At 69.3% G+C, this 24,048-nt stretch carries 26 protein-coding genes; 20 read left to right on the forward strand and 6 right to left on the reverse strand.

What is annotated here, in order from left to right; all coding sequences use genetic code 11:
* The first annotated feature begins 12 nt into the window (after positions 1-12).
* From iolB to ABZX12_RS25380, 8 genes are all read left to right on the forward strand, one after another.
* Positions 13-912, forward strand: coding sequence for a 5-deoxy-glucuronate isomerase (gene iolB / locus ABZX12_RS25345; protein WP_355696911.1), 900 nt, complete (start codon positions 13-15; stop codon positions 910-912).
* Positions 909-2,822, forward strand: coding sequence for a 3D-(3,5/4)-trihydroxycyclohexane-1,2-dione acylhydrolase (decyclizing) (iolD, locus tag ABZX12_RS25350; protein ID WP_355696913.1), 1,914 nt, complete (start codon positions 909-911; stop codon positions 2,820-2,822). The genes iolB and iolD overlap by 4 nt, the downstream gene beginning before the upstream one ends.
* Positions 2,822-3,709, forward strand: coding sequence for a TIM barrel protein (locus ABZX12_RS25355; RefSeq protein WP_355696915.1), 888 nt, complete (start codon positions 2,822-2,824; stop codon positions 3,707-3,709). The genes iolD and ABZX12_RS25355 overlap by 1 nt, the downstream gene beginning before the upstream one ends.
* Positions 3,710-3,791: 82 nt before the next feature.
* Positions 3,792-4,787, forward strand: a complete 996-nt coding sequence (locus ABZX12_RS25360; RefSeq protein WP_355696917.1) for a sugar ABC transporter substrate-binding protein — start codon at positions 3,792-3,794, stop codon at positions 4,785-4,787.
* 9 nt (positions 4,788-4,796) lie between these two features.
* Positions 4,797-5,843 (forward strand): ABC transporter permease, encoded by a 1,047-nt coding sequence (locus ABZX12_RS25365; RefSeq protein WP_355696919.1) that lies wholly within the window; start codon positions 4,797-4,799, stop codon positions 5,841-5,843.
* A complete protein-coding gene (locus tag ABZX12_RS25370; RefSeq protein WP_355696921.1) occupies positions 5,840-6,745 on the forward strand; it encodes an ATP-binding cassette domain-containing protein in 906 nt (301 codons plus the stop codon). The genes ABZX12_RS25365 and ABZX12_RS25370 overlap by 4 nt, the downstream gene beginning before the upstream one ends.
* Positions 6,742-7,821, forward strand: coding sequence for a Gfo/Idh/MocA family oxidoreductase (locus ABZX12_RS25375; protein WP_355696923.1), 1,080 nt, complete (start codon positions 6,742-6,744; stop codon positions 7,819-7,821). The genes ABZX12_RS25370 and ABZX12_RS25375 overlap by 4 nt, the downstream gene beginning before the upstream one ends.
* 54 nt (positions 7,822-7,875) lie before the next feature.
* Positions 7,876-9,378, forward strand: a complete 1,503-nt coding sequence (locus ABZX12_RS25380) for a CoA-acylating methylmalonate-semialdehyde dehydrogenase (RefSeq protein ID WP_355696925.1) — start codon at positions 7,876-7,878, stop codon at positions 9,376-9,378.
* On the opposite strand, the gene ABZX12_RS25385 is transcribed toward ABZX12_RS25380, so the two are convergent.
* Positions 9,350-10,312, reverse strand: a complete 963-nt coding sequence (locus ABZX12_RS25385; protein ID WP_355696927.1) for a LysR family transcriptional regulator — start codon at positions 10,310-10,312, stop codon at positions 9,350-9,352. The two genes, ABZX12_RS25380 and ABZX12_RS25385, sit on opposite strands and share 29 nt — an antisense overlap.
* A 76-nt stretch (positions 10,313-10,388) precedes the next feature.
* Here ABZX12_RS25385 and ABZX12_RS25390 point away from each other — a divergent pair, with 76 nt between their 5' ends.
* Entirely contained in the window at positions 10,389-11,132 is a 744-nt protein-coding gene (locus tag ABZX12_RS25390) for a hypothetical protein (protein WP_355696929.1), read from the forward strand.
* On the opposite strand, the gene ABZX12_RS25395 is transcribed toward ABZX12_RS25390, so the two are convergent.
* On the reverse strand, positions 11,087-12,088 hold the full coding sequence (locus ABZX12_RS25395) for a Gfo/Idh/MocA family oxidoreductase (RefSeq protein WP_355696931.1): 1,002 nt from the start codon (positions 12,086-12,088) through the stop codon (positions 11,087-11,089). The genes ABZX12_RS25390 and ABZX12_RS25395 overlap by 46 nt on opposite strands.
* A gap of 248 nt (positions 12,089-12,336) precedes the next feature.
* Here ABZX12_RS25395 and ABZX12_RS25400 point away from each other — a divergent pair, with 248 nt between their 5' ends.
* Complete coding sequence (locus ABZX12_RS25400) at positions 12,337-13,080, forward strand: GntR family transcriptional regulator (protein WP_355696932.1); 744 nt, start codon at positions 12,337-12,339, stop codon at positions 13,078-13,080.
* On the opposite strand, the gene ABZX12_RS25405 is transcribed toward ABZX12_RS25400, so the two are convergent.
* A complete protein-coding gene (locus tag ABZX12_RS25405) occupies positions 12,961-14,136 on the reverse strand; it encodes a hypothetical protein (protein WP_355696934.1) in 1,176 nt (391 codons plus the stop codon). The two genes, ABZX12_RS25400 and ABZX12_RS25405, sit on opposite strands and share 120 nt — an antisense overlap.
* A 13-nt stretch (positions 14,137-14,149) precedes the next feature.
* Positions 14,150-14,398, reverse strand: a complete 249-nt coding sequence (locus ABZX12_RS25410; RefSeq protein WP_355696936.1) for a hypothetical protein — start codon at positions 14,396-14,398, stop codon at positions 14,150-14,152.
* 254 nt (positions 14,399-14,652) lie between these two features.
* Here ABZX12_RS25410 and ABZX12_RS25415 point away from each other — a divergent pair, with 254 nt between their 5' ends.
* Genes ABZX12_RS25415 through ABZX12_RS25445 form a run of 7 tightly spaced genes read left to right on the forward strand, consistent with a single transcriptional unit; the run spans position 14,653 to position 19,201 of the window.
* On the forward strand, positions 14,653-15,933 hold the full coding sequence (locus tag ABZX12_RS25415) for an ATPase, T2SS/T4P/T4SS family (protein WP_355696938.1): 1,281 nt from the start codon (positions 14,653-14,655) through the stop codon (positions 15,931-15,933).
* Positions 15,933-16,793, forward strand: coding sequence for a type II secretion system F family protein (locus ABZX12_RS25420; RefSeq protein WP_355696940.1), 861 nt, complete (start codon positions 15,933-15,935; stop codon positions 16,791-16,793). The genes ABZX12_RS25415 and ABZX12_RS25420 overlap by 1 nt, the downstream gene beginning before the upstream one ends.
* Positions 16,790-17,728: a type II secretion system F family protein gene (locus ABZX12_RS25425; protein WP_355696942.1), complete on the forward strand. Its 939-nt coding sequence runs from the start codon at positions 16,790-16,792 to the stop codon at positions 17,726-17,728. The genes ABZX12_RS25420 and ABZX12_RS25425 overlap by 4 nt, the downstream gene beginning before the upstream one ends.
* A 14-nt stretch (positions 17,729-17,742) precedes the next feature.
* On the forward strand, positions 17,743-17,940 hold the full coding sequence (locus tag ABZX12_RS25430) for a hypothetical protein (RefSeq protein ID WP_355696944.1): 198 nt from the start codon (positions 17,743-17,745) through the stop codon (positions 17,938-17,940).
* Complete coding sequence (locus tag ABZX12_RS25435; protein WP_355696946.1) at positions 17,941-18,327, forward strand: TadE/TadG family type IV pilus assembly protein; 387 nt, start codon at positions 17,941-17,943, stop codon at positions 18,325-18,327.
* A complete protein-coding gene (locus ABZX12_RS25440) occupies positions 18,324-18,773 on the forward strand; it encodes a hypothetical protein (protein ID WP_355696948.1) in 450 nt (149 codons plus the stop codon). Before ABZX12_RS25435 ends, ABZX12_RS25440 begins: the two co-directional genes overlap by 4 nt.
* On the forward strand, positions 18,770-19,201 hold the full coding sequence (locus ABZX12_RS25445) for a pilus assembly protein TadG-related protein (RefSeq protein WP_355696949.1): 432 nt from the start codon (positions 18,770-18,772) through the stop codon (positions 19,199-19,201). Before ABZX12_RS25440 ends, ABZX12_RS25445 begins: the two co-directional genes overlap by 4 nt.
* 18 nt (positions 19,202-19,219) lie before the next feature.
* Here ABZX12_RS25445 and ABZX12_RS25450 read toward each other — a convergent pair whose 3' ends face one another.
* Positions 19,220-20,020, reverse strand: coding sequence for a hypothetical protein (locus tag ABZX12_RS25450; protein WP_355696951.1), 801 nt, complete (start codon positions 20,018-20,020; stop codon positions 19,220-19,222).
* 70 nt (positions 20,021-20,090) lie between these two features.
* On the opposite strand from ABZX12_RS25450, the gene ABZX12_RS25455 reads away from it, so the two are divergent.
* From ABZX12_RS25455 to ABZX12_RS25465, 3 genes are read left to right on the forward strand one after another with little or no spacing between them, the layout of a single operon-like run.
* Complete coding sequence (locus ABZX12_RS25455) at positions 20,091-20,702, forward strand: helix-turn-helix domain-containing protein (protein WP_355696953.1); 612 nt, start codon at positions 20,091-20,093, stop codon at positions 20,700-20,702.
* Between the two features lie 16 nt (positions 20,703-20,718).
* Positions 20,719-21,840, forward strand: a complete 1,122-nt coding sequence (prfB, locus tag ABZX12_RS25460; RefSeq protein ID WP_355696955.1) for a peptide chain release factor 2 — start codon at positions 20,719-20,721, stop codon at positions 21,838-21,840.
* Positions 21,824-22,588, forward strand: a complete 765-nt coding sequence (locus ABZX12_RS25465; protein ID WP_355696957.1) for a pentapeptide repeat-containing protein — start codon at positions 21,824-21,826, stop codon at positions 22,586-22,588. The genes prfB and ABZX12_RS25465 overlap by 17 nt, the downstream gene beginning before the upstream one ends.
* Here ABZX12_RS25465 and ABZX12_RS25470 read toward each other — a convergent pair.
* Positions 22,551-23,996 carry an MFS transporter gene (locus tag ABZX12_RS25470; RefSeq protein WP_355696959.1) on the reverse strand — a complete coding sequence of 482 codons (1,446 nt, stop codon included), beginning with the start codon at positions 23,994-23,996 and terminating at the stop codon, positions 22,551-22,553. The two genes, ABZX12_RS25465 and ABZX12_RS25470, sit on opposite strands and share 38 nt — an antisense overlap.
* Positions 23,997-24,048: the final 52 nt, after the last annotated feature.

Raw genomic sequence — 24,048 nt, forward strand, 5'->3', positions numbered from 1 at the left:
AGGACAGTTGGGATGACTGAATGGGTTCGGCCGGCCGGGACCGCGGCGAGCGACGGCTTCGAGCTCGCCGTGCGGCCGGGCGGGGCGGATTGGCATCACAGCGGGCTGCTGGTGCGGAATCTGCTGCCGGGGCAGTCCGTCGAGATCGAGACCGGGGACTGTGAATACATCGTCCTTCCGTTGAGTGGCTCGGCGGAGGTGATCGTCGACGGCGAAGCCGTCCCGCTGGGCGGTCGGGCCGACGTGTTCGCGGGCGCGACGGATCTGGCCTACGTGCCACGCAACTCGACCTTCGCCGTGGTCAGTGCCGGCGGTGCGCGGATCGCGTTGCCGCATGCGAAGGCGGCGACGGACCGCCCGTTCCGGCGGATCGGTGTCGAAGAGGTCGAGACCGAACTGCGGGGCGCCGGGGTCGCGTCCCGGCAGGTCCGCAACTTCGGTACGCCGGGGGTGCTCGACGCGGACTCGATCATCGCCTGCGAGGTGATCACGCCGGCCGGGAACTGGTCGTCCTACCCGCCGCACAAGCACGACGAGCACAAGCCGGGGAAGGAGAGCGAGCTCGAGGAGATCTACTACTTCGAGCTGCAGCTGTCCGACGACGTGCCGGAAGGTGTCAAGGGCAACGACCCGATCGGCTACCAGCGGGTCTACGGCACCGAAGAGCGCCCGATCGACGTGCTGGCCGAGGTCCGCAGCGGCGACGTCGTCCTCGTCCCGCACGGCTGGCACGGTCCGGCGATGGCGCCGCCCGGCTACGACATGTATTACCTGAACGTGATGGCCGGCCCCGGCACCGAACGCCAGTGGCTGATCACCGACGACCCGCAGCACGCGTGGGTCCGCGAGTTGTGGAACTCCCAACATATCGATCCGCGCCTGCCTTTCGGACAAACAGGAGAAAACTCATGACGGTGCGTCTCACGGTCGCGCAGGCGCTGGTGCGATTCCTGAGCGTCCAGTACTCGGAGAGGGACGGTGTCCGGCAGCGGCTGATCGCCGGCTCGCTGGGCATCTTCGGACACGGCAACGTGGCGGGGCTCGGCCAGGCGTTGCTGCAGTCCGAACTCGAGGACCCGAAGGCGTTGCCGTACATCCTGGCCCGCAACGAGCAGGCCATGGTGCACACGGCTGCTGCCTTCGCCCGCACCCGTGACCGGCTCCAGACCTACGCCTGCACGGCAAGCGTGGGTCCGGGCTCGACCAACATGGTGACCGGCGCGGCCCTGGCGACGATCAATCGGCTGCCGGTGCTGATCCTCCCTTCCGACGTGTTCGCGACCCGGGTGGCAACACCCGTGCTGCAGGAGCTGGAGAGCTTCGGTGCCGGTGACGTGTCGGTGAACGACGCCTTCCGTCCGGTGTCGAAGTACTTCGACCGGATCTGGCGCCCCGAACAGTTGCCGTCGGCGCTGATGAACGCGATGCGCGTGCTGACCGACCCGGTCGAGACCGGGGCGGTGACGCTGGCGCTGCCGCAGGACGTCCAAGCCGAGGCGTACGACTGGCCGGAGGAGCTCTTCGCCGAGCGCACCTGGTACGTCGCGCGCCCCTTGCCCGAGGCATCAATTGTCGACAAGGCGGCAGATCTCCTACGGTCCGCGCAGCGACCGCTGATCGTCGCCGGTGGCGGTGTGCACTACTCCGGCGCAGAGGAGGCGCTGCGTGAGTTCGCCGAGCGGACCGGTATCCCGGTGTCGGAAACCCAAGCAGGCAAGGGATCCCTGCGCCACGATCACCCGCAGGCGGTGGGGGCGGTGGGATCGACCGGGACCACGGCCGCCAACGCGCTCGCCCGGGACGCCGACGTCGTGATCGGGATCGGCACCCGCTACAGCGACTTCACGACGGCGTCGCGGACCGCCTTCCAGAATCCGCGGGTCCGCTTCCTGAACATCAATGTGGCGCGCTTCGACGGTGACAAACATGCCGGCCTCCCGGTGGTGGCCGATGCGCGGGAAGCCCTTGTTGCGTTGGGATCCGCGCTCGGCGAGTGGTCCGTGGATGCCAAGTACACCGCCGAGTCCCGGGAACTCACAAGGAACTGGAACGGAACTGTGGACGCAGTCTTCCGGCCCCCCGCCGAGGTGACCGGGAAACTGGCCGAAGGACTGCTGACCCAGGGCGAGGTGATCGGCGCCGTCAACGAATTGTCGGCGGCGTCTGATGTGGTGGTCTGCGCGGCCGGCTCGATGCCGGGTGACCTCCACAAGCTGTGGCGGCCGCGCGACCCGAAGGGATACCACGTCGAATATGGCTTCTCCTGCATGGGATACGAGATCGCCGGCGGGCTCGGGGTGCGGCTCGGCGCGCCGGATCGCGACGTGTTCGTCCTGGTCGGCGACGGGTCGTACCTGATGATGTCGAGCGAACTGGCCACGGCCGTCCAGGAGAACCTGAAGATCATCGTGGTTCTCGTGCAGAACCACGGCTTCGCGTCGATCGGCGCGCTGTCAGAGTCCCTCGGGTCGCAGCGATTCGGGACGGCGTACCGCAAGCGCACCGGTGACGGCAGGCTCGACGGTGACTACCTGCCGGTCGACCTCGCGGCCAACGTGCGCAGCTTCGGTGTCGAGGTGATCGAGGTCCACAGCCGGTCCGAGCTGGAGAAGGCCATCGGGACCGCGAAGGCGGCCACGGGACCGATCGCGATCCACGTCACCACGGACCCGCTGGTCGGCGGTCCGGACAGCGACTCCTGGTGGGACGTCCCGGTCAGCGAGGTGTCGGAGCTGCAGTCGACGCAGGCCGCGAGCGCGTCCTACGAGGAGAGCAAGAAGGCCCAGCGGGCATATCTGGCTCCGGTCGAGGGAGACCGCTGATGGGCAGGGTCGACATCGGTACGGCGCCGGATTCGTGGGGAGTGTGGTTCGCCGACGACCCGCAGCAGACCCCGTGGAGCCGATTCCTCGACGAGGTCGCCGCGGCTGGCTACACGCGGATCGAGCTCGGTCCGTACGGTTACCTGCCGACCGATCCGGTCCGGCTGAAGGACGAGCTCGACAAGCGCGGCCTCACCATGACGGCAGGTACGACGTTCGAGCAGCTGCACCGCGCCGACGGCTGGGACGCGACCTGGCGCGATGTCGTGAAGACCGCCGAGCTGACGGCCGCGATGGGCGCGCAGCATCTCGTCGTGATGCCGTCGATGTGGCGCGGCGACGACGGCGAGATCGTCCAGGAGCGGCTGGACCGCGACGGGCAGGCGCGACACGGGCAGGCTGTGACGGAGCTGGGCCGCCGGCTGGCGGAGGAGTTCGGGCTGCGGACGCAGTACCACCCGCACGCGGACGGGCACGTCGACACGCAGGACACCGTCGAGCGCCTCCTCGAAGAGACCGACAGCACCTACGTGAACCTGTGCCTCGACACCGGCCACATCAGCTACTGCGGCGGCGACAACCTCGAGCTGATCCGGAAGTACCCGGACCGGATCGGTTACGTCCACCTGAAGCAGGTGGATCCGAAGGTCCTGGCCGAGGTCGACGGGCTGAGCTTCGACGAAGCGGTACGCCGGGGCGTGATGTGCGAGCCGCCGAGCGGCGTCCCCGAGCTGCCCCCGGTGCTGGACGCGCTGGCCGCACTCGACGCCGACGTGTTCGCGATCGTCGAGCAGGACATGTACCCGTGCGCGCCTGACGTGCCGCTGCCGATCGCGACGCGGACGTTGGCGTATCTCACTGGATGTGGGGGTGGCGGATCGAGATGACGGCCGCGGGAGTGTGACACTCTCGGGTCCCACGCAAGTCCGCGGAGTGGCCGCGGAACACCTGAAAGGCTGGTACCAAGTCATGGTTCGGTGGCAGAAGAAGGCGATGGCCGCGGTCGCGGCCGTCGCGCTCGCCGCGGCTCTGGCCGCGTGCAGCTCCTCCGGGGGTAAGCAGAAGGAGGAGAGCTCCGGTGACAGCGGCGGCAACGTCGCGAGCACGCCGCGGATGAAGGTTGCCCTGATCACCCACTCGGGACCTGGCGACACCTTCTGGGACATCGTCCGGCGCGGGGCCGAGGCGGCCGCGAAGAAGGACAACGTCGAACTGCAGTACTCCGCCGACCCGGACGGTGCGGCCCAGGCGAACCTGGTGCAGACCGCGATCGACTCCAAGGTCGACGGCATCGCCGTGACGCTGAACAAGCCCGACGCCGTGATCCCGAACGTGAAGAAGGCGATCGCGGCCGGCATCCCGGTGACGATCCTGAACGGCGGCCTGGACCAGTGGAAGACCACCGGCGCGCTCGGGTACTTCGGCCAGGACGAGCGGATCGCCGGCCAGGCGACGGGTGAGAAGCTCAAGCAGCTCGGCGCCAAGAAGGTCATCTGCGTCATCCACGAGCAGGGCAACGTCAGCCTGGAGGCCCGCTGCCAGGGCATCAAGGACAAGTTCGGCAACGTCGAGAACGTCAACGTCAACGGCACCGACCAGCCTGGTACGCAGGCCACCCTGACCTCGAAACTGCAGGCGGACAAGACAGCCGACTACGTCGTCGCGCTGAACGCGGGCATCGCGCTGACCGCGGTTCAGGCGGCCAAGGACGCAGGCTCGTCGGCGAAGGTCGGCAGCTTCGACATGAGCAAGGAGATGGCCAAGGCCGTCGCCGACGGTACCGTGCAGTTCGCCGTCGACCAGCAGCCGTACCTGCAGGGCTACCTCGCGATCGACGCGATCTGGCTCTACCGGACCAACGGCAACACCATCGGCGGCGGCGAGGCGACCCTGACCGGTCCGGCCTTCATCGACAAGTCGAACATCGCGGCCGTGCAGAAGTTCGCCGAAGCCGGGACGCGCTGAGGTAGCGGCATGGCATCGACCATCACCTCACCCGTCTCGGCGGACGACCGCGTCTCCGCCCGGTCCCTCGCCGCCCGGCTGCTCAGCCGGCCGGAGATCGGATCGCTCGTCGGCGCGGCCGTGATCCTGGTGTTCTTCCTGATCACAGCGCCGCCGTTCCGCGACATCAACAACACGGGCACGATCCTGTACCAGGCCGCGCTGATCGGTGTGATGGCGGTGCCGGTCTCGCTGCTGATGATCGGCGGCGAGTTCGACCTCTCGGCCGGTGTCGCGGTGACGACATCGGGCCTGACCGCCGGTCTCTTCGCCTACCAGTTCAGCGTGAACGTGTGGGTCGGCATCGTCGTCGCCCTGGCGTTCTCGCTGGCGATCGGGCTGTTCAACGGGTGGCTGCTGATGCGGACGGGCCTGCCCAGCTTCCTGGTGACGCTGGGTACGTTCTTCATCCTGCAGGGCCTGAACATCGCGGTCACCCGAGCGACCTCCGGCGCCGTCGCGTCGAACTCGATCAGTGACATGGACGGGTTCGACGCGGCGAAGGCGGTGTTCGCCTCGGAGTTCAAGATCGGCGGCGTGACGATCAAGATCATCGTCGTCTGGTGGATCGTCTTCGTCGCGATCGCGGCCTGGGTGCTGCAGAAGACCCAGATCGGCAACTGGATCTTCGCTGCCGGCGGTGACGCGGCGGCCGCGCGGGCCGTCGGCGTACCGGTGAAGAAGGTCAAGATCGGCCTGTTCATGACGGTCGGGTTCTTCGCCTGGTTCGCCGGGATGCAGCTGCTGTTCGTGCAGAACGGCGTGGTGCAGTCCGGCGAGGGCGTCGGCAAGGAGTTCCTGTACATCATCGCGGCGGTCGTCGGCGGCTGTCTGCTCACCGGCGGGTACGGGTCCGTCGTGGGCGCGGCCGTCGGCGCGCTGATCTTCGGCATGGTACAGCTCGGCGTGGTGTACGCCGGCTGGAACCCGGACTGGTTCAAGGCGTTCCTGGGCGCCATGTTGCTGCTGGCAACGATCGTCAATCTCGTCGTCAAGAACCGGGCGGAGGCACGATGACCACCACGGAGTCCTTCGCCGACGATGCCGCGACCAGCCCGAACACGCCGATCGTGCTGCTCGAGGACGTCGGCAAGAGTTATGGCAACATCCAGGCGCTGCGCGGGGTGTCGCTCTCGGTCCGGCAGGGTGAGATCACCTGCGTGCTGGGTGACAACGGCGCGGGCAAGTCGACGCTGATCAAGATCATCGCCGGGCTGCACGACTACACCTCCGGCCGGATGTCGGTGAACGGCGAGGAGCGGCACTTCGGTTCGCCGCGGGAGTCGCTGGACAGCGGTATCGCGACCGTTTACCAGGACCTCGCGCTGGCGCCGTTGATGTCGGTCTGGCGGAACTTCTTCCTCGGTAACGAGATCACCAAGGGACCGTTCCGGCAGCTGGATGCCGCGAGGATGAAGCGGATCGCGCACGAGGAGCTGACCAAGATGGGGATCTCGATCCCCGATCTCGAGCAGCCGGTCGGCAAGCTGTCCGGCGGTCAGCGGCAGTGCGTGGCGATCGCCCGCGCGATCCACTTCGGCGCCAAGGTGCTGATTCTCGACGAGCCCACCGCGGCGCTCGGTGTGAACCAGTCGGGCGTGGTGCTGAAGTACATCGTGCGGGCGCGCGACTCGGGAATCGGGGTCATCTTCATCACCCACAACCCGCACCACGCGTACCTCGTCGGCAACCACTTCGTCGTGCTGAAGCTGGGCCGGGTCGCGCTCGACACGCATCGGGCCGACATCACGCTGGAGCAGCTGACGACCGAGATGGCCGGTGGTTCCGAGCTCGAGGCATTGAGTCACGAGCTCCGGGAGATCGATCCTGGAGTAGTCGTCGCGCCGGCTGACGGGGAGGCGGGGCGGCCGACGGACGCGGCGGTCGACGACGAGGAGAAGGGGCAGGCGGGGACATGAACGAGCTGCGGGTCGGCATCGTCGGCGTGGGGGTGATGGGCGCCGACCATGCCGAGCGGATCGCGCGGAAGACGGCCGGTGCACGCCTGGTCGCGGTGTCCGACGCGGACCAGGCGCGTGCCGAGGCGCTGGCCGCCCGGTTGTCGGACGGCTCAGCCGGCGGGAAGTCCCGCGAGAGCAGTGCCAGGCACGCGGGCGGTACGACGTACGCGGAGACCGTGCGCGTCGTCGAGGATCCGATGGACCTGATCGCGGCCGACGACATCGACGCGGTGATCCTGGCGTCGCCGGGGTTCGCGCACGCGGAGCAGCTGTTCGGGTGCCTGGAGCACGCGAAACCGGTGTTGTGCGAGAAGCCGCTCACGATGGACGCGGAGTCCGCGTTGCGCGTCGTCGAGGCCGAGCACAAGCTCGGCCGGCAGCTCATCCAGGTCGGGTTCATGCGCCGCTTCGACCCGGAGTACGCCGCTCTGAAGGAGCTGCTCGACTCGGGTGACCTGGGCCGGACCCTGCTGCTGCACAACGTGCACCGGAACAAGTCGGCCGCGCCGACGTTCCGCAGCGAGATGATCGTCCGGGACTCGATGGTGCACGAGGTGGACATCGCCCGGTGGCTGTTCGGCGAGGAGATCACCCGGATCACCGTGCACACCCCGGCGCCGACGAGTCTGGTCGCCGAGGGCGTGCTCGATCCGCAGCTGGCCGTGTTCGAGATGGCGAGCGGTGCGATGGCCGACGTGGAGGTGTTCGTGAACTTCCAGGTCGGGTACGAGGTCCGGTGCGAGGCGGTCGCCGAGCGTGGAAGCGCGACGATAGGCCTCGGATCCGGCGTCTTCACCCGGGCCGGCGCGCGGTGGGGCGGCGCGATGCCGGCCGACTTCCGGATCCGGTTCGAGCAGGCGTACGACATCGAGGTGCAGCGTTGGGTCGACGCCACCGCGCGCGGCGAGACCGACGGGCCGAGTGCTTGGGACGGCTACGCGGCGGCCGCCGTGTGTGAGGCCGGTCTGGAGTCGTTGAGCACCGGCAAACCCGTCGACGTCGTGCTCGCCGACCGCGCCAAGGTTCTGGGCTGAGTCGCCCGCAGCAGAGACAGCGTTCTGAAACACCCCCGGCAGTGAGGAAACATCGTGAGTACTGACAGCAAGCGCATCACCCACCTCGTCGGCGGCAGCTCGTGGACCGGTGTGGCCGAGCGGACCAGCAAGGTCTTCAACCCGGCGACCGGCCAGGTCACCGGCGAGCTGGACCTGGCCTCGGCCGGCACGGTCGACGAGGTCGTCAAGGTCGCTCACGAGGCGTCGAAGACCTGGGGCCAGACCTCGCTGACGAAACGCGCACAGACCCTGTTCGCGTACCGCGAGCTGGTCAACCGGGACAAGGACCGGATCGCGCAGCTGATCACCGCCGAGCACGGCAAGGTGCTGTCCGATGCGCTCGGCGAGGTGACCCGCGGGCTCGAGGTGATCGAGTTCGCCTGCGGGATCCCGCACCTGCTCAAGGGCGGGTACAGCGAGGGCGTCTCGACCAAGGTCGACGTGTACTCGATCCGGCAGCCGCTCGGTGTCTGCGCGGTGATCTCGCCGTTCAACTTCCCGGCGATGGTGCCGATGTGGTTCGTCCCGATCGCGGTCGCCTGCGGCAACAGCGTGGTGATCAAGCCGTCCGAGAAGGACCCGTCGGCGGCGAACGCGATGGCCGAGCTGTGGAAGGAGGCCGGCCTGCCGGACGGCGTGGTGAACGTCGTGCACGGCGACAAGGAGGCGGTCGACCGGCTGCTCGAGCACCCGGACATCAAGTCGGTGTCGTTCGTCGGGTCGACGCCGATCGCGAAGTACGTCTACGAGAACGCCACCCGCAACGGCAAGCGCGTCCAGGCGCTCGGCGGCGCGAAGAACCACATGATCGTGCTGCCGGACGCGGATCTCGACCTCGCTGCGGACGCCGCCGTCAACGCCGGCTTCGGGTCGGCCGGTGAGCGCTGCATGGCGATCTCCGCGCTGGTCGCGGTCGAGCCGATCGCGGACGAGCTGATCGGCAAGATCAAGGAGCGGATGGGCAAGCTGAAGACCGGCGACGGGACGCGCGGCTGCGACATGGGTCCGCTGGTGACGGGCGAGCACCGTGACAAGGTCGCGGGGTACGTCGCGGCCGGGGTCGAGGCCGGTGCGGAGCTGGTCGTCGACGGACGCGCGGGCGATTTCGACGGTGCGGCCGACGGGTTCTGGCTGGGGCCGACGCTGTTCGACAAGGTGACGCCGGACATGCCGATCTACACCGACGAGATCTTCGGGCCGGTGCTGTCGGTGCTGCGCACGTCGTCGTACGACGATGCGCTCGACCTGGTGAACTCGAACCCGTACGGGAACGGGACCGCGATCTTCACCAATGACGGTGGCGCGGCGCGACGGTTCCAGAACGAGGTCGAGGTCGGCATGGTCGGGATCAACGTGCCGATCCCGGTGCCGATGGCGTACTACTCGTTCGGCGGCTGGAAGAACTCGCTGTTCGGTGATACGCACGCGCACGGCACCGAGGGCGTGCACTTCTTCACCCGCGGCAAGGTCGTCACGTCACGTTGGCTGGACCCGTCCCATGGCGGCATCAACCTCGGGTTCCCGACTCACGACTGAGTGCGCGGGCCAGGGCTTCGGCTGCTGGTTCGGTGAGGTGGCCGTGGAGGAGTTCGATGCGGTGGACCAGGCGCGGAGTCGTGAGTGGGACGGCTGCGAGGTCCGGTGTCACCGCTGACTGGGGGAGGACCGCGAGTCCGTGCCCGGCGGCGATGAGCTGCAGCAGGGTGTGGAGGTCGGTGCCGTTGTAGGTGAAGGCCGGACGGAGCGCGTCGGACCCGGCGGCGGCGCGCAAGGCCGGAAGCGGCGCGCCGAGGTCCGGTGCGTCGATCCACCGGGCATCCGCCAAATCCCCGAGCGACACCCCGCGCCGCCCCTGGGAAGAGGGGTGATCCCCGTGCTCGGCTGAGGGATGGCCCGGCTGCGGGTCAGGTCGTGTGGTGCGGGTGGCCAGGGGGTGGCTGCGGGGGAGGGCTACGGCCAAGGGTTCGTGGGCTATGGGGGTGGAGCGGAGTTGGACCGCGTTGGTCAGGTGGAGGGGGTCGGTGGGGGTGGCTGTGCCGTCGGTCAGGCCGAGGGTGAAGGTGCCGGCGGCGACGCCGGTGGCGACCTCGTCGCGGCCGCAGACGGTCAGTGAGGTCTCGGTGCCGGGGTAGGTGCGTCGTACCTCGGCCAACGCGGCCCCGAGAGACCCAGCAGCCAGGGATGAGGCGGCGAGTGTGAGGGTGCTGGGTGGATCCGCGACCGTACGGCGAACATCCGCGCGGGCGGCGTCGAGCCGGAGCAGGATCGGGCCGGCGTGTTCGAGCAGGCGCTCACCCGCCGGCGTCGGCTCCACGGGCCGCCGGCGGAGCAGCGGCGTACCGAGGTCGCTTTCCAGCGCGGCGATGTGCTGTGACACAGCGCTCTGTGTGTAGCCGAGTCGCTTGGCGGCAGCCGAGAACGATCCGCACTCGGCGACGGTGACGAACGTCCGCAGCAGATGAGGATCCACGTCCATCAGTATCGCTGATCGAGCATGCAGACATCATCGTTGGCGCTGATGCACTCAACGGCCCGAGGATGGAGGCATGAACGCTTACTCCGGTCGTCTCGCCCTGGTCGGTGACCGCTCGCCGCACGTCCGCTCGCACGCCCGCATCCCCGGTCTGCTCGCAGCGCTCGAGCAGCGCGACCACCTGGACCTCGACGTGTACTGGGTCCCGACCGACGAGGTGGACGATGCGCTGGAAGGCTTCGACGGCGTCTGGCTGCTGCCCGGCAGTCCGTACCGGAGCGAGGCCGGCGCGGTGAGCGCGGTTCGGATCGCCCGCGAACGCGGCATCCCGTTCCTCGGCACCTGTGGCGGGTTCCAGCACGCGATGCTCGAGTTCGCGCGCGACGTCTGCGGCGCCACCGGCGTACAGCACGGGGAGAGCACGCCGGATGCCGAAGACCTCCTCATCGTGCCGCTGCAGTGCTCGCTCGACGGGCACGAGGGGCCGGTGCAGGTACAACCAGGAACCCGCGCGGCCGAGCTGGTCGGCGTGGAGCGCTCGATGGAGCGGTACCACTGCTCCTACGGCTTGGACAGCAGCAAGCTCGACCTGCTCCGTGCGCACGGCATGGTGTTCAGCGGCTACGACGACGAGGGTGAACCGCGTATCGCCGAGCTGCCCGGACACCCCTTCTACCTGGCGACGCTGTTCCAGCCGGAGTTGGCCGGCGACGGCAGGCGACCACACCCGTTCATCCAGGCGTTCGCGCATGCGGTCGCCGGCCGCGGCGATCAGATCGCGGAGACCGGCCGCGGCTCCATGCCGGCGGCGACGTAGCAGGCGTCGATGAGCTCCATCGTGGCCAGCGCGTCGTCGGCGTCGGTGAGCAGCGGAGCGCCGTTGCGTACGGCGCTCGCGAAGGCTTCCAGCTGATACGTGTACGACGTCCGCGTGCCGAGGTGCTCGACCCAGGTGTCCTCCTTGGTCGTCACGATCACGCGGTCGTCGTTCTGCGGGAGCACGAAGAACGGGGCGAACGCCTCACCACGGCTGCCGACGACCTTGAGGCTGAACTCGACGTCCTCGGCCGCCATGCTGGTCCGCACCGCGCCGGTCGCGCCGCTCGGGAACTCCAGGTCGGCGTTCAGCCATTCGTCGACACCGGGCATCCGCTTGCGCTCGCCGGCCCGGGCGCCGAGCAGCCGCGGCGCGCCCCCGGCGTACTGCGCGAACATCCGCTGCGCGTGCAACGCGTAGCAGCCCACGTCCATCACGGCGCCGCCGGCCAGCGGCAGCGACCAGCGCGGGTCGTTCTCCGCCGGCGGAGGCATCACCATCGTCGCCTGGACATGCTGCAGGTCGCCCAGCTCGCCCTTGGCGATCAGCTCCTGCAGCCGCCGCATCACCGGGTGGTACGCGTAGTGGAACGCCTCCATGAACACCAGTCCGGACGAGTGTACCGCGTCGCGGACCCGCAGGGCCTCGGTGGCGTTGGCGGCCGACGGCTTCTCGGTCAGCACATGCTTGCCTGCGGCAAGGGCTCGCAGGTTCCACGGGCCGTGCAGCCCGTTGGCCAGCGGGTTGTAGATCGCTTCGATCTCCGGATCGTCCAGCAGTTGCTGGTACGACGCATGGACCCGTTCGACGCCGTGCTCGGCGGCGAAGGCCTCGGCCCGGCCGGCGTCGCGGGCGGCGACCGCGACCAGCCGGGCGCCGGTCAGCTTGGCCGGCTCGACGATGGCCCGGCCCGAGATCCGGGCGGCACCGAGGATGCCGATCCGCAGCGGTTCCATGCCTTCTCCTTCGATGGTCGGCCGTTCCGGATCCGGAACGGCGGGAGCGTCCGAGGGGCGTGTTCCGCCGGTAAGGGTAGTCCCCGGTCCCGACGGGCGAACGTGCCATATTGCCTGACGATCGCAGGCGCCGGACACCGCGTGCCCGTGATCCGGACTCGGTTCACCCAACGTTCATCGATCCGGCAGGTCTGATCAAATCCCGGTGGTGGGTCGACGGATTCCGGTCCAGCCTTCAGGATGACCCCATGAGCACCGTCCAGGTCCAGGTCGATCGGAACAGCCGTACGCCGTTGCACGTGCAGCTGGCGCAGCAGCTGGAGGCGGCCATCCAGGGTGGTGACCTGCCCGTCGGGTCCCGGCTGAGCAACGAGGTGGACCTGGCTGAGGCGTACGGCCTGAGCCGCCCCACCGTCCGCCAGGCGATCGCCCGTCTGGTCGACCAGGGCCTCCTGGTCCGCAAGCGCGGCGTCGGCACCCAGGTGGTCGGCAACTCCGGACAGGTCCGTCGATCGCTCGAACTGACCAGCCTGTACGACGACCTCACCGCAGCGCACCGCAAGCCCGAAACGGAGGTCCTGCGCTTCGGTATCTCGCCCGCGACCGCAGAGGTCGCCACCGCACTCCAGTGCGAGCAGGGCGACCGCGTACTCCGCCTGGAGCGGCTGCGGCGCGCGGATGGCGAACCGCTCGCACTGATGCGCAACTGGCTGCCGCCGGAGATGCTGGACACCGATCCGGCCACGCTCGCCGAGCGCGGGCTCTACCAGTTGCTGCGTGCCGAGGGCGTCCGGCTGAAGGTGGCACACCAGACGATCTCCGCGATACCGGCAACGCCCGAGCAGGCGCGGCTGCTGTCCGAGGAGCCCGGCTCACCGCTGCTGGCGACGACGCGGATCACGTACGACGACCACGGCCAGCCGGTCGAGTACGGCTCGCACCTGTACCGGGCAAGCCGCTACTCGTTCGAGCACACGCTGGTTCACCGCTGAGTCCCGGGGAACTTCCAGTCCGCGGCACCGGCGAATCCCAGTAGCCGCTCGACGCTGAACCACGGCTTTGGCGGTCCGCGGTGTCGCCCCGGCCGTCTGCGGCGCGTTGCAGCCGTCGCCGCGGACCGTGCACTCGACGTACCCACGCTCGTCTTCGCAGGCGGTCTTGCCGTTGAATCCGCCGGTCCAGGTCTTGGGCTGGGACAGGTGAACGTTCGCAGGCAGGACCTTCTTGAGCGTGGCCAGCGTCTGCTCGACCGGTACGGGCGGGTATGCGGCAGCGGGATCGTCAGGATCGGGGGCGGGCTGGAAGTCGGCGGCCTGGCGCGGTGGAAAGACCCATTGGGTGCTGTGGGCAATCTGGGTGAGCTGGGCGGCTGTCAACAGGGGACTGGGACGGGTGTGGTCGCCCTTCTCCTTCGCGGCGTTGTAGTTGGTCAGGCTGATCTGGGTGCCGTTGGGGCGGAACAGCTCGACGATGGTCTCCCGGACGCCGCCAGGGTTCGGGCCGTCCGGGTACACCGGCTGGTCGTCGTACACGACGTGCACGCTGCGGTCTGGCTGGATGGTGCAGGTGCCGGGCGGGAACGGGTTGCAGTCGGTGATCGCGTCCGCGGTCGTGATGCTCAGCGTCAGCAGTGAGGCGCCAGAGCCGTCGTCCAGCAGCACACTGGCTTCGTTGGTGCCTAGGCCGTAGCCGCCGGACGTCGCAGAGCTGGTCGGGGCGAGGCCGTTCGGAAGCAGGCTGGTCAGCGTTGCCAGGGTCTCTGCGGGTGTCACGGGTCTCGATGAGGACGGCTTCACCGGCTTGTGTGTCGGAGGTGGGCTGACGGCCGGCGTGGCCGGTTGCACCCGCAACGCCTGGCTGCCGCTGAGGATGACTCCGACCGTGGCCAGTACGGCGGCCGCGCCGGAGAGGCCCGCCAACGCGGTCCGGCGGCGTCGCAGCACCTTGCCACGACGGATGCCGCGGGCAACCAGGTCAGGGGTGGCGGGCTGAAGGTCAACGGTTGCCCGGCGCATCAGGTCCGGGAGGCTGTCGTGCAGGTCGGTCATCGGGGCTCCCGGGTCATAGTGCGGCCAGATGGATGGCTTCGTCGCCCAGGACTGCCCTGAGGCGGTCGAGTGCGCGTGACGTGCGCGTTCTGATCGCACCGGTGTTCTTGCCGAGGTCGTACGCAACCTGCTCCGCGCTGCGCGTCTCCTGGACCAGGTCCTCGGCCAGGTGATGCTCACCGGCCAGCAGCCACGCCGACCGGTACAACTGCGGTGTGCGCGCCCTGGCGAACTCCTCGAAATCGTCCGTCGACTGTGTCAAAGGCCACCCTCCCCGAGGTCCTGTCACCCGGTTCGACGCCGTGAGTCGCGGTTCTGTTACCGGCGGAACTGCAACAAGATGCAATTTCCTGGACCTGCCCGTGACCCGATCGATACGGTCGGTGAGCCATCGGCGTGTCACGGTTATCCACAGGACAGCTGGACGCGAGTGGCGCCCGGTGCCCCACGGTTGCAAGGATGGTCGCGCAGGGTGACCGAGCATGGTCGCCAGACGGGACACACACGGGGAGATCGATGACTGCGGACAGGCTCGACGCGCACCGGGCGAGCTGGAGCGGTGCCGTCGAGCTGATCGACGCCCAGGTGCGCGACGTGGTGCGCCGCGAAGGCATCGACCCGCTCCGCGACCCGGCCGCCGTGAACGCGATCGTCGCCACTGTCGTCCGGCAGTACGACGAGCGCAGCCTGACCGGCGTGGTGCCGCCGATCGGCGACGTGGAGGCGGTCAGCCGCGAGGTGCACGACCGCGTCGCCGGTTTCGGACCGCTGCAGCGTTATCTGGACGACCCGTCGGTCGAGGAGATCTGGATCAACGAGCCCAGCCGGGTCTTCATCGCCCGCGAGGGCCGGCACGAGCTGACCACGACCGTGCTGACCGAGGAGGAGGTCGCAGACCTGGTCGAGCGGATGCTGAAGACCACCGGCCGCCGGATCGACGTCTCGCAGCCGTTCACCGACGCCCGGCTGCCCGACGGGAGCCGCGTCCACATCGTCCTCGGCGGCATCACCCAGCGGTATGCGGCGATCAACATCCGCAAGTTCACCGTCCGCGCGACCCGGATCAGCGACCTGGTCCAGCTCGGGTCGCTGACGCCGCACGCGGCCGCGGTGCTGGAGGCGTCCGTTGCCGTCGGCCTCAATGTTCTGGTCTCCGGCGGCACGCAGGCCGGCAAGACCACGATGCTGAACGCCCTGGCCGGTTCGATCCCCGGCAGCGAGCGCGTGATCAGCTGCGAGGAGGTCTTCGAGATCAAGCTGCCGATCCCCGACTGGGTGTCGATGCAGACCCGGCAGGCCGGTCTCGAAGGCACCGGCGAGGTGCGGCTGCGCGACCTGGTGAAGGAGTCGCTGCGGATGCGGCCGTCCCGGGTCATCGTCGGCGAGGTGCGCGGCGAGGAGTGCCTCGACCTGCTGCTCGCGCTGAACAGCGGCCTCCCCGGCATGTGCACCATCCATGCGAACTCGGCGCGCGAGGCGCTGACCAAGATGTGCACGCTGCCGCTGCTGGCCGGTGAGAACATCGGCTCCCGGTTCGTGCTGCCGACGGTGGCCGGCTGCGTCGACCTCGTCGTGCACCTCGGCATCGCGGCCGACGGGCACCGGCGGGTGCGGGAGATCGTGGCCGTCACCGGACGGGTCGAGGAGCAGGCGATCGAGACCGAGACCCTCTTCGGGACGTACGACGGTTACCTGCGCCGCGCGGAGGGGCATCTGCCGCATCCGGAGCGTTTCCAGCAGGCGGGATACAACGTGGCCGGGCTGCTCACCGAGCTGCCGCGTGGGGCGGCGGGCTGATGGGGCTGCTGATCGGGATGTTCTTCGGCGTCGGTCTGCTGCTGATCATCGCGGCGTTCGTGGCCCCGGCCGAGGCGGTGCCCGGCGCAGACGGCCGGCTGCGCGGCAGGAGCCGGGAACTGCTCGCGAGTGCCGGTATCGAGGGCCTGACGCCGGGCGCGTTCATCGGCGCGTGTGGGATCACCGGGCTGGCGGCCTTCCTGCTGATGTTTCTGGTGTCCAAGGCACTGCCGGTCGGGGTGGTGTTCGGGGTGATGGCGGGCTGGTTGCCGATCGCGCTGGTGCGTTCTCGTGCCCGGCGGCGGATCGCCGAGTTCCGCGAGCTCTGGCCGGACGTGGTCGACAACATCGCCTCCGCGGTCCGCGCCGGCCTGTCGTTGTCCGAGGCCTTGGCTCAGGTCGGCGAGCGGGGACCGCTGCCACTGCGGGAGCCGTTCCGCCGGTTCGGTGCGGACTACGCGTCGACCGGGCGGTTCGCGGAGTCGCTGGACCGGTTGAAGGCGCGGCTGGCCGACCCGGTCGGTGACCGTGTCGTCGAGGCGCTGCGGATCGCGCGCGAGGTCGGTGGCGGTGACCTCGGCCGGCTGCTGCGGTCGTTGTCGACGTTCCTGCGCGACGACGCGCGGACCCGGTCCGAGCTGGAGTCCCGGCAGTCATGGTCCGTCAACGGCGCGCGGGTCGCGGTCGCGGCGCCCTGGCTGGTGCTGGCGTTGCTGTCGTTCCAGGGCGACGTGATCCAGCGGTACAACACGCCCCTGGGTGCGGTGGTCATCGGCGCCGGTGCGATCGTCTGCGTGATCGCGTACCGGTTGATGCTGCGGATCGGCCGACTGCCCGAGCCGGAGCGGGTGCTGCGATGAACCCGGTGCTGGTCGGTGGCTTCCTCGGTGCGCTGCTCGGCGCCGGCCTGCTGGTCGTGGTGCTGCGGCTGCCGTTCCTGCGCAAGCCCTCGGTGGACGAGCGGATCTCGCCGTACCTGCGGGATCTCGGCGCGCCGGACGTGTTCGTCGGCGTGGTGGACTCACGGTCGCCGTTCTACGCGATCCTGCGGCTGTTCGGGCCGTCGCTGCGGTCGGCCGCGCAACGGCTGGAGCGGATCCTCGGCGGCGCGGGCACGATCCGCCGGCGGCTGCAGCGGGCCGGGCTGGAGCGGACGGTCGAGGAGTTCCGGATCGAGCAGTTGCTCTGGGGGACGCTGGCCTTCGGCGGCGGCCTGGTGATCTCGATCGTGTCGGTCGCGTTCGGCCTCGGCAATCCGGTCGGCCTGCTGGTGTTCTGCCTGATCCTCGGGGTGGTCGGAGTGCTTGCTCGCGACACCTATCTCACCTCGCAGGTCCGCCGTCGCGAGCGCCGGCTGCTCGCCGAGCTGCCGACCGTGGCGGAGCTGCTGGCGTTGTCGGTCGCCGCCGGCGAAGGTCCCGCGGCCGCGCTCGACCGGGTGGCCCGGGCGTGCCGTGGCGAGCTGGCCGAGGAGCTGAAACGTGTCCTGGCGGAGACCAGGGCCGGAGAGACACTGGTCCGCGCGCTCGACGCGCTCGCGGACCGGACGGGGTTGCTGGCGCTGTCGCGCTTCGCGGACGGACTGGCGGTGGCGCTCGAGCGCGGCACCCCGCTGGCCGACGTCCTGCGTGCGCAGGCCGGTGACATCCGGGAGGCCGGGCGCCGCGAACTGATCGAGTCCGGCGCCCGCCGTGAGGTCGCCATGATGATCCCGGTGATCTTCCTGGTCCTGCCGGTGACCATCGCTTTCGCCTTCTACCCGGGCGCTGTCGGAATCCGGCTGATCGCCGGATGAACTGAGGAGAGGTCATGTCCCTGTACCTGACGAGGCTGTACCTGACGTTGCTGCTGAAGCCGCGTCCGGCTGACAAGGAGCGCGGCGACGTGCCCGGCTGGGTGCTGATCACCGTGATGACGGCCGGTCTGGTCGTCGCGATCTGGACGCTCGCCAAGGACCAGCTCGTCGCGATGCTCAAGGATGCGTTGTCGTCGGTCTCCAACAAGTAGATGCCAACGCCTCGTGGTGAGCGGGGATCGGCGGTCGTCGACTTCGTCCTGGTCTCGACGATTCTGGTCCCGCTGTTCCTCGGCATCCTGCAGGTCGGCCTGTTCCTGTACGTGCGCAACACCGTGACCGCCGCGGCGTCCGAAGGCGCGCACTACGCAGCCGTACTCAACCGCGCACCGGCAGACGGGGAGGCACGCACCCGGGACTTGATCAACGGTGTGGTGACCGACGGTCTCGTCGACTCGGTGTCCGCGGAGGAGACCGATGTCGACGGACAGCCCGGGGTCGAGGTGACCGTCCACGCGCACATGCCGCCGCTCGGGCTGTGGGGGCCGGGGATCTCGTTCACCGTCGAGGGACATGCCGTGAAGGAGACCGGCGAGTGAGGCGCCGCCGGGACGAGCGCGGGAGCGCCGTCGTGGAGTTCTCCTGGCTGGCGATCCTGCTGATGGTTCCGCTGGTGTACATGATGCTCGGTGTGTTCGACGTCCAGCGGGCGTCGTACGGCGCGACCGCAGCCACTCGCGCCGCCGGGCGGGCCTTCGTGATCGTGCCGGACGGTGTGTCGGAGGAGGAGGCACGGGCTCGCGCTTTCGACGCCGCGCAGCTGGCGATGAAGGACCAGGGTATGGAGCTGGGCTCGGACGAGCTCACGATCTCCTGCGACCCGGCCTGCCTGCAGCCGGGGTCGACCGTGACGGTGACGCTGGAGACCAAGGTCCGGCTGCCGCTGATCCCGGACGCGCTCGGCGGCGAACCACCGGCGATCCGGATCAGCGCCTCGCACACCGAGTCGTTCGGTGACTACCGCCAGGCCAAGGGGGACGGATGAGGCGCGGCCGGCGGGGCGAGGAAGGGCAGCTGACCGTCCTGATCGTCGGGTTCACCGTGGTCGTGCTGATGATGATCGTCGTGGTGACGGACATCTCGAAGGCGTTCCTGGTCCGTCGCGACCTGGACGCCACGGCCGACGGCGCGGTGCTCGCGGCCGCGAACGGTCTCGCCGCGGTCTATGCCCAGCCGGGCGCGGGTGGCAATGCCGCGATCGATCCGGACCAGGCACGGCAGCTGACCGCGGACTATCTCGACGATGTTGCTGCGAGCAACAGGTTCGACGATCTCGACTGGTCCGTGGACGTCGAGGGGACGACGGTGACGGTGCGACTCACCTCCACCGCCGAGCTCCCGTTCCGCCCGCCCGGCTTCCCGGGCACGGCGGACGTCGCCTCCGAAGCCGCCGCCATCGTCCCGATCCGCTGAGCTCCGCCCAGCCGCGGGTCAGGTGAAGAGGCCTGGGTTGTCGTTGAGCCAGGTGGTGAAGGTCCTTGCGGTGTGGCCGGTCAGGAGTTCGACGCCGGGCTCGATCGTGGCGGGCGAGCCGACGCGGGAGGCCCAGTAGGCCAGCAGGGTTTCGCGCTGTCCTTCGTCGCGCATCTGCAGCTCGGCGCGGGCCTCGTCGGGGGTCAGGTCGACGGCCTCGATCGGCACGCCGGTGACCTCGGAGACGAGCCCGATCTGGTGCCGGCGCGTCATCGACTCCGGCCCGGTCATCGGATACCCGCGGCCGTCGTGGCCGTTGCCCGGCCCGTCGAGCAGCACGCGGAGCGCGGCGTCGGCGATGTCCTGCTCGTGGATCGGCGCCTCCTCCGCGTCCAGGTAGGGCAGCCGGATCTGACCGGTCGAGCGCACCTGGTACGCCCAGTACTTCGCGTTGCTCATGAAAGCGCCGGGCTGCAGCCGGGTGGTCGCGTACGACGCGTTCGCCACGACCTGCTCGGTCTTCGCGTGCGGGTCGTCGGGTCCGCCGAGCGACGACAGGGAGGACAGCAGGACAACCTGTTTCACACCGGCGGCCTCGGCAGCGGCCACGAAGGCGGGCGCGGTCGACGGGTCGGAGTAGAGGAAGACCTGGCTGATGTCGCGCAGCGCCGGGGCGGGGTCCGAAGCGTCGTAGGCGACGGCGGACGGAAGGGCGGAGGGCTCGCGGCTGGCGACGCGGACGTCCTGCCCGGCCGCGATCAGGCCGGCGGTGACGGCGCGGGCGATCGCGCCGCGGCCGCCGGTGACGAGAACAGTCATTGGATGTGCTCCAAAAATGTAGTGACTACAACAATGGAATCAGTAAAGCAGACCGGCTACAGTTGCGGCAATGGAGCTCGGGCGGCGGGAACGCAAGAAGCAGCAGACGCGGCAGGCCATCTCGGATGTGGCCACCACGCTGTTCCTCGAGCGCGGCTTCGACGCGGTCACGGTGGCCGAGGTGGCGCGGGCCGCGGATGTCGCCGTCCAGACGGTGTTCAACCACTTCCCGGCGAAGGAGGACCTGTTCTTCGACGAGCCGGGCTGGTGGGCGGGGCCGGCGCGCGCGATCCGCGAGGCGCCGCCGCCGGCGGATCCGGTCGACGTGCTCGAGGCGCAGTACCTCAAGGAGACGCGGGACCGGCTCGCGGTCGGGCACCTGGCCACCTGGAAGCAGTTCGTGCGCACGATCGACGACAGTCCGGCGCTGAAAGCCCGGCGCAGGCTGAACGCCGACCAACTGGAAGTGACCCTGACCGAAGCGCTGGACGAGCGGTCGCCGGACCATCTGCGCAACCGCCTGATCGCGGCCCTGTACGCCGCCGCGCAGAAGGTTCTCGAGGAGCGGCTGATGGCCGTCCTGCCCGACGAGGCGTCGCCCGCGGAACTCGACGAAGCACAGGCGAGGCTGGAGCAGGCGATCGCCGAAGTCTTCGCCGTTCTTCGCCGTGGGCTTGCCTGAGCTAAGCTGCCTAGTTGTGGCTGGACTGGATTTTGACGCGGAGCTGAAGCAGCTCGACGCGACGATGACCTCGATCGAGAAAGTGATGGATCTCCCTGCGCTGCGCAAGGAGATCGACGAGCTCGGCGAGCAGGTCGCTGCGCCCGACCTCTGGGACGACCAGGCGAACGCGCAGAAGGTGACGTCGCGACTGTCCAGCCTGCAGGCCGACGTCGAGCGGGTGACCGCGCTGCGCGGCCGGCTCGACGACCTCGGGGTGCTGATCGAGCTGGGCCGCGAGGAGAACGACGCGGACAGCCTGGCCGAGGCCGAGAAGGAGCTGGGGTCGGTCGCGAAGGCGATCCAGTCCCTCGAGGTCCGCACCCTGCTGTCCGGTGAGTACGACGAGCGGGAGGCACTCGTCACGATCCGTTCCGGCGCGGGCGGTGTCGACGCGGCGGACTTCGCCGAGATGCTGCAGCGGATGTACCTGCGCTGGGCGGAGCGGCACGGCTACCCGACCGACGTCTACGACACGTCGTACGCCGAAGAGGCCGGTATCAAGTCGACCACGTTCGCGGTCAAGGCGCCGTACGCGTACGGCACGCTGAGTGTCGAGTCCGGGACGCACCGTCTGGTGCGGATCTCGCCGTTCGACAACCAGGGCCGCCGGCAGACGTCGTTCGCGGCCGTCGAGGTGGTCCCGGTGCTCGAGCAGACCGACGAGATCGACGTACCGGAAGAAGAGCTGCGGATCGACGTGTACCGGTCGTCCGGTCCGGGTGGTCAGAGCGTCAACACCACCGACTCCGCGGTCCGGATCACACACATCCCGACCGGCACTGTGGTCTCCTGCCAGAACGAGAAGTCCCAGCTGCAGAACAAGGCCAGCGCGATGGTCATCCTGAAGGCCAAGCTGCTGGCGCTGAAGAAGGCCGAGGAGCGGGCCCAGCTGGACGCGCTGCGCGGCGACGTGGCCGGCTCGTGGGGCGACCAGATGCGCTCGTACGTCCTGCACCCGTACCAGATGGTGAAGGACCTGCGGACGCAGTACGAGTCGGGCAACACCTCCGGGGTGTTCGACGGTGAGATCGACGAGTTCATCGAGGCCGGCATCCGCTGGCGCCGCACCGGCCAGACGGTTGCCGAGCAGAACTGAGCTCCAGGCGGACTGCGGTAGCTGCTTCGGCCTGTGCTGCATCGCGCTGACGTTCACCAAGTCGGCGGACTTCGCGATCGACAAGCCGGCCGGTGAGGCCTGCCCGAACCTGAGCGACGACCACCGCTGCACGATCCACAGCAGGCTGCGGGTCGAGGGATTTGCGGGCTGCACGGTCTACGACTGCTTCGGTGCGGGGCAGGTGATCTCGCGGCGGATGGGGAAGCCGGGGCCGGAGATGTTCGCCGCCCTCCCGATCCTGCGCCAGTTGCACGAGCTGCTCTGGTATCTCACCGAAGCGCTCGAATACACCGCGGACGCCCAGCCGGCGATCGACAGGGTCGAGGCCGTGTGCCGTACGGCGGACCTCACGGCCATCGACGTGGCGGCCGAGCGAGCCGTGGTCAACGAGCTGCTCCTGACGACGAGCCGGCACGTCCGCGGCAAGCAACCCAAGCGGAAGGACCGCCGCGGCGCTGACCTGATCGGAGCCCGGTTGAGTCGAGCCGACCTCGCGAAGGCCAATCTGCGCGGCGCCTATCTGATCGGTGCCGACCTCCGCGAGGCCGACCTACGCCAGGCGGACCTGATCGGCGCCGACCTCCGAGACACCGACCTGAGCGGCGCCGACCTGACAGGAGCCCTGTTTCTCACCCAGTCCCAGGTCAACGCCGCTCGCGGCGACCAGTTCACGAAGCTCCCGCGAGCTCTTACGCGCCCTTCCCACTGGTCCGCAACTGGTGCGTGATCGGGGTCATCAGCAGGGAGATTGCTGCGATTCCGATGGCTACCGCCGCCAGTGCACCGCCCTGACCCCAGGAGGTGCCGGCAAGGGACAAGTACGCCGTGCCGACGGTGGCTGCGCCTAGTGCGAGGCAGGTCTGCTGGCTGGTCAGGAGGATGCCGGAGCCGAGGCCTGCTTGGGCCGGGGGAACCTGGCCGACCACAACGCCGATCAGGGGCACCATGACGAGTCCCGCGCCGATGCCGCCGACCAGTAGTGGAGCGCCGATGGTGATCGGGGTGACGTGCGGCCACAGGGTCAGCGCAACGACGCCGAGCAGGGCGTACCCGACTGCCTGGATGATCCAGCCGCGCAGGATGAGCCCAGCGCCGTACCGCTGCTGGAGGCGTGGTGCGTAGATCGAGGTGATCAGGAAGCCGATCGCCAACGGCAGCAGACTGAGCCCGCCCTCCAACGGAGTCATGTGTGCCTCGCCCTGCGTCGCGAGCGCGAAACAGAACATGAAACCGCCGAACGTGCTGAAGAAGCCGACGGCCAGCAGCAGGCCGATCCGCATCGCTCGCAGGCGCAGTACCGTCGGCGGGATCAGCGGGGCGTGACCGGAGCGCTCGGCTCGGTGTTGGTGTACGCCGAGGAGCGCGGTCGCCGGAATCACCGCAGCCAGGCTCAGCCAGGTCCACAGCGGCCAGCCGAGCGGCCTGCCTTCGGTGAGCGGCAGGAGCAGCAGTACCAGGGTGAGCGCGAGCAGTGCGGCTCCGACGAGATCAACGCGATGCGCCTGCTCCGCCTTGCTTTCCGGGAGCACGCGGAGCGCGGTGGCGATCGCAATGACGCCCACCGGCACGAAGACGAGGAACACCGCGCGCCAGCCGAGGCCGAACAGGTCGGCCTCGATCAGGACACCGCCGAGGATCTGGCCGAGCGCCGCACCGATCCCGTTGGCGACCCCGAACATGGCCATGCCGCGGGACCGGCGTTCGCCGGTGAGCAGGCTGGTGATCGACGCGAGCACCTGCGGCGTGATCGCGGCACCGGACACGCCCTGCACGATGCGAGCCGCCAGCAGTACGCCGATGGTCGGCGCGACCGCACAGATCAGCGCGGACACGGTGAAGCCGGTGAGGCCGATCAGGAACAGGCGCCGGCGCCCGAAGCTGTCGCCGAGCCGCCCGCCGACGACCAGCAGCGTGGCCACCGCGATGCCGTAGCAGCCGACCACGAGCTGGAGTTGGCCGGCATTCGCGTGCAGGTCCGTCGCGATCGCCGGCAGCGAGACGTTGACCATGAAGAACGAGAGCATCGGCAGGAGCGAGCCGAAGAGCAGGCTGGTGAGGGCCACCGGTCCCAGGCCTGTCGCGGCCCGTGACCGGGCGGCGACCGGGACAGTGGTGGCTTGGAGCTGGTCTGTCATGCGTCCAGCCTGACGGCGTTCCGAGCCTGGTAGTGAGAGTCTGCTTATCCTA

It is taken from the genome of Kribbella sp. NPDC003505, from assembly GCF_040610875.1.
GTDB lineage: Bacteria > Actinomycetota > Actinomycetes > Propionibacteriales > Kribbellaceae > Kribbella.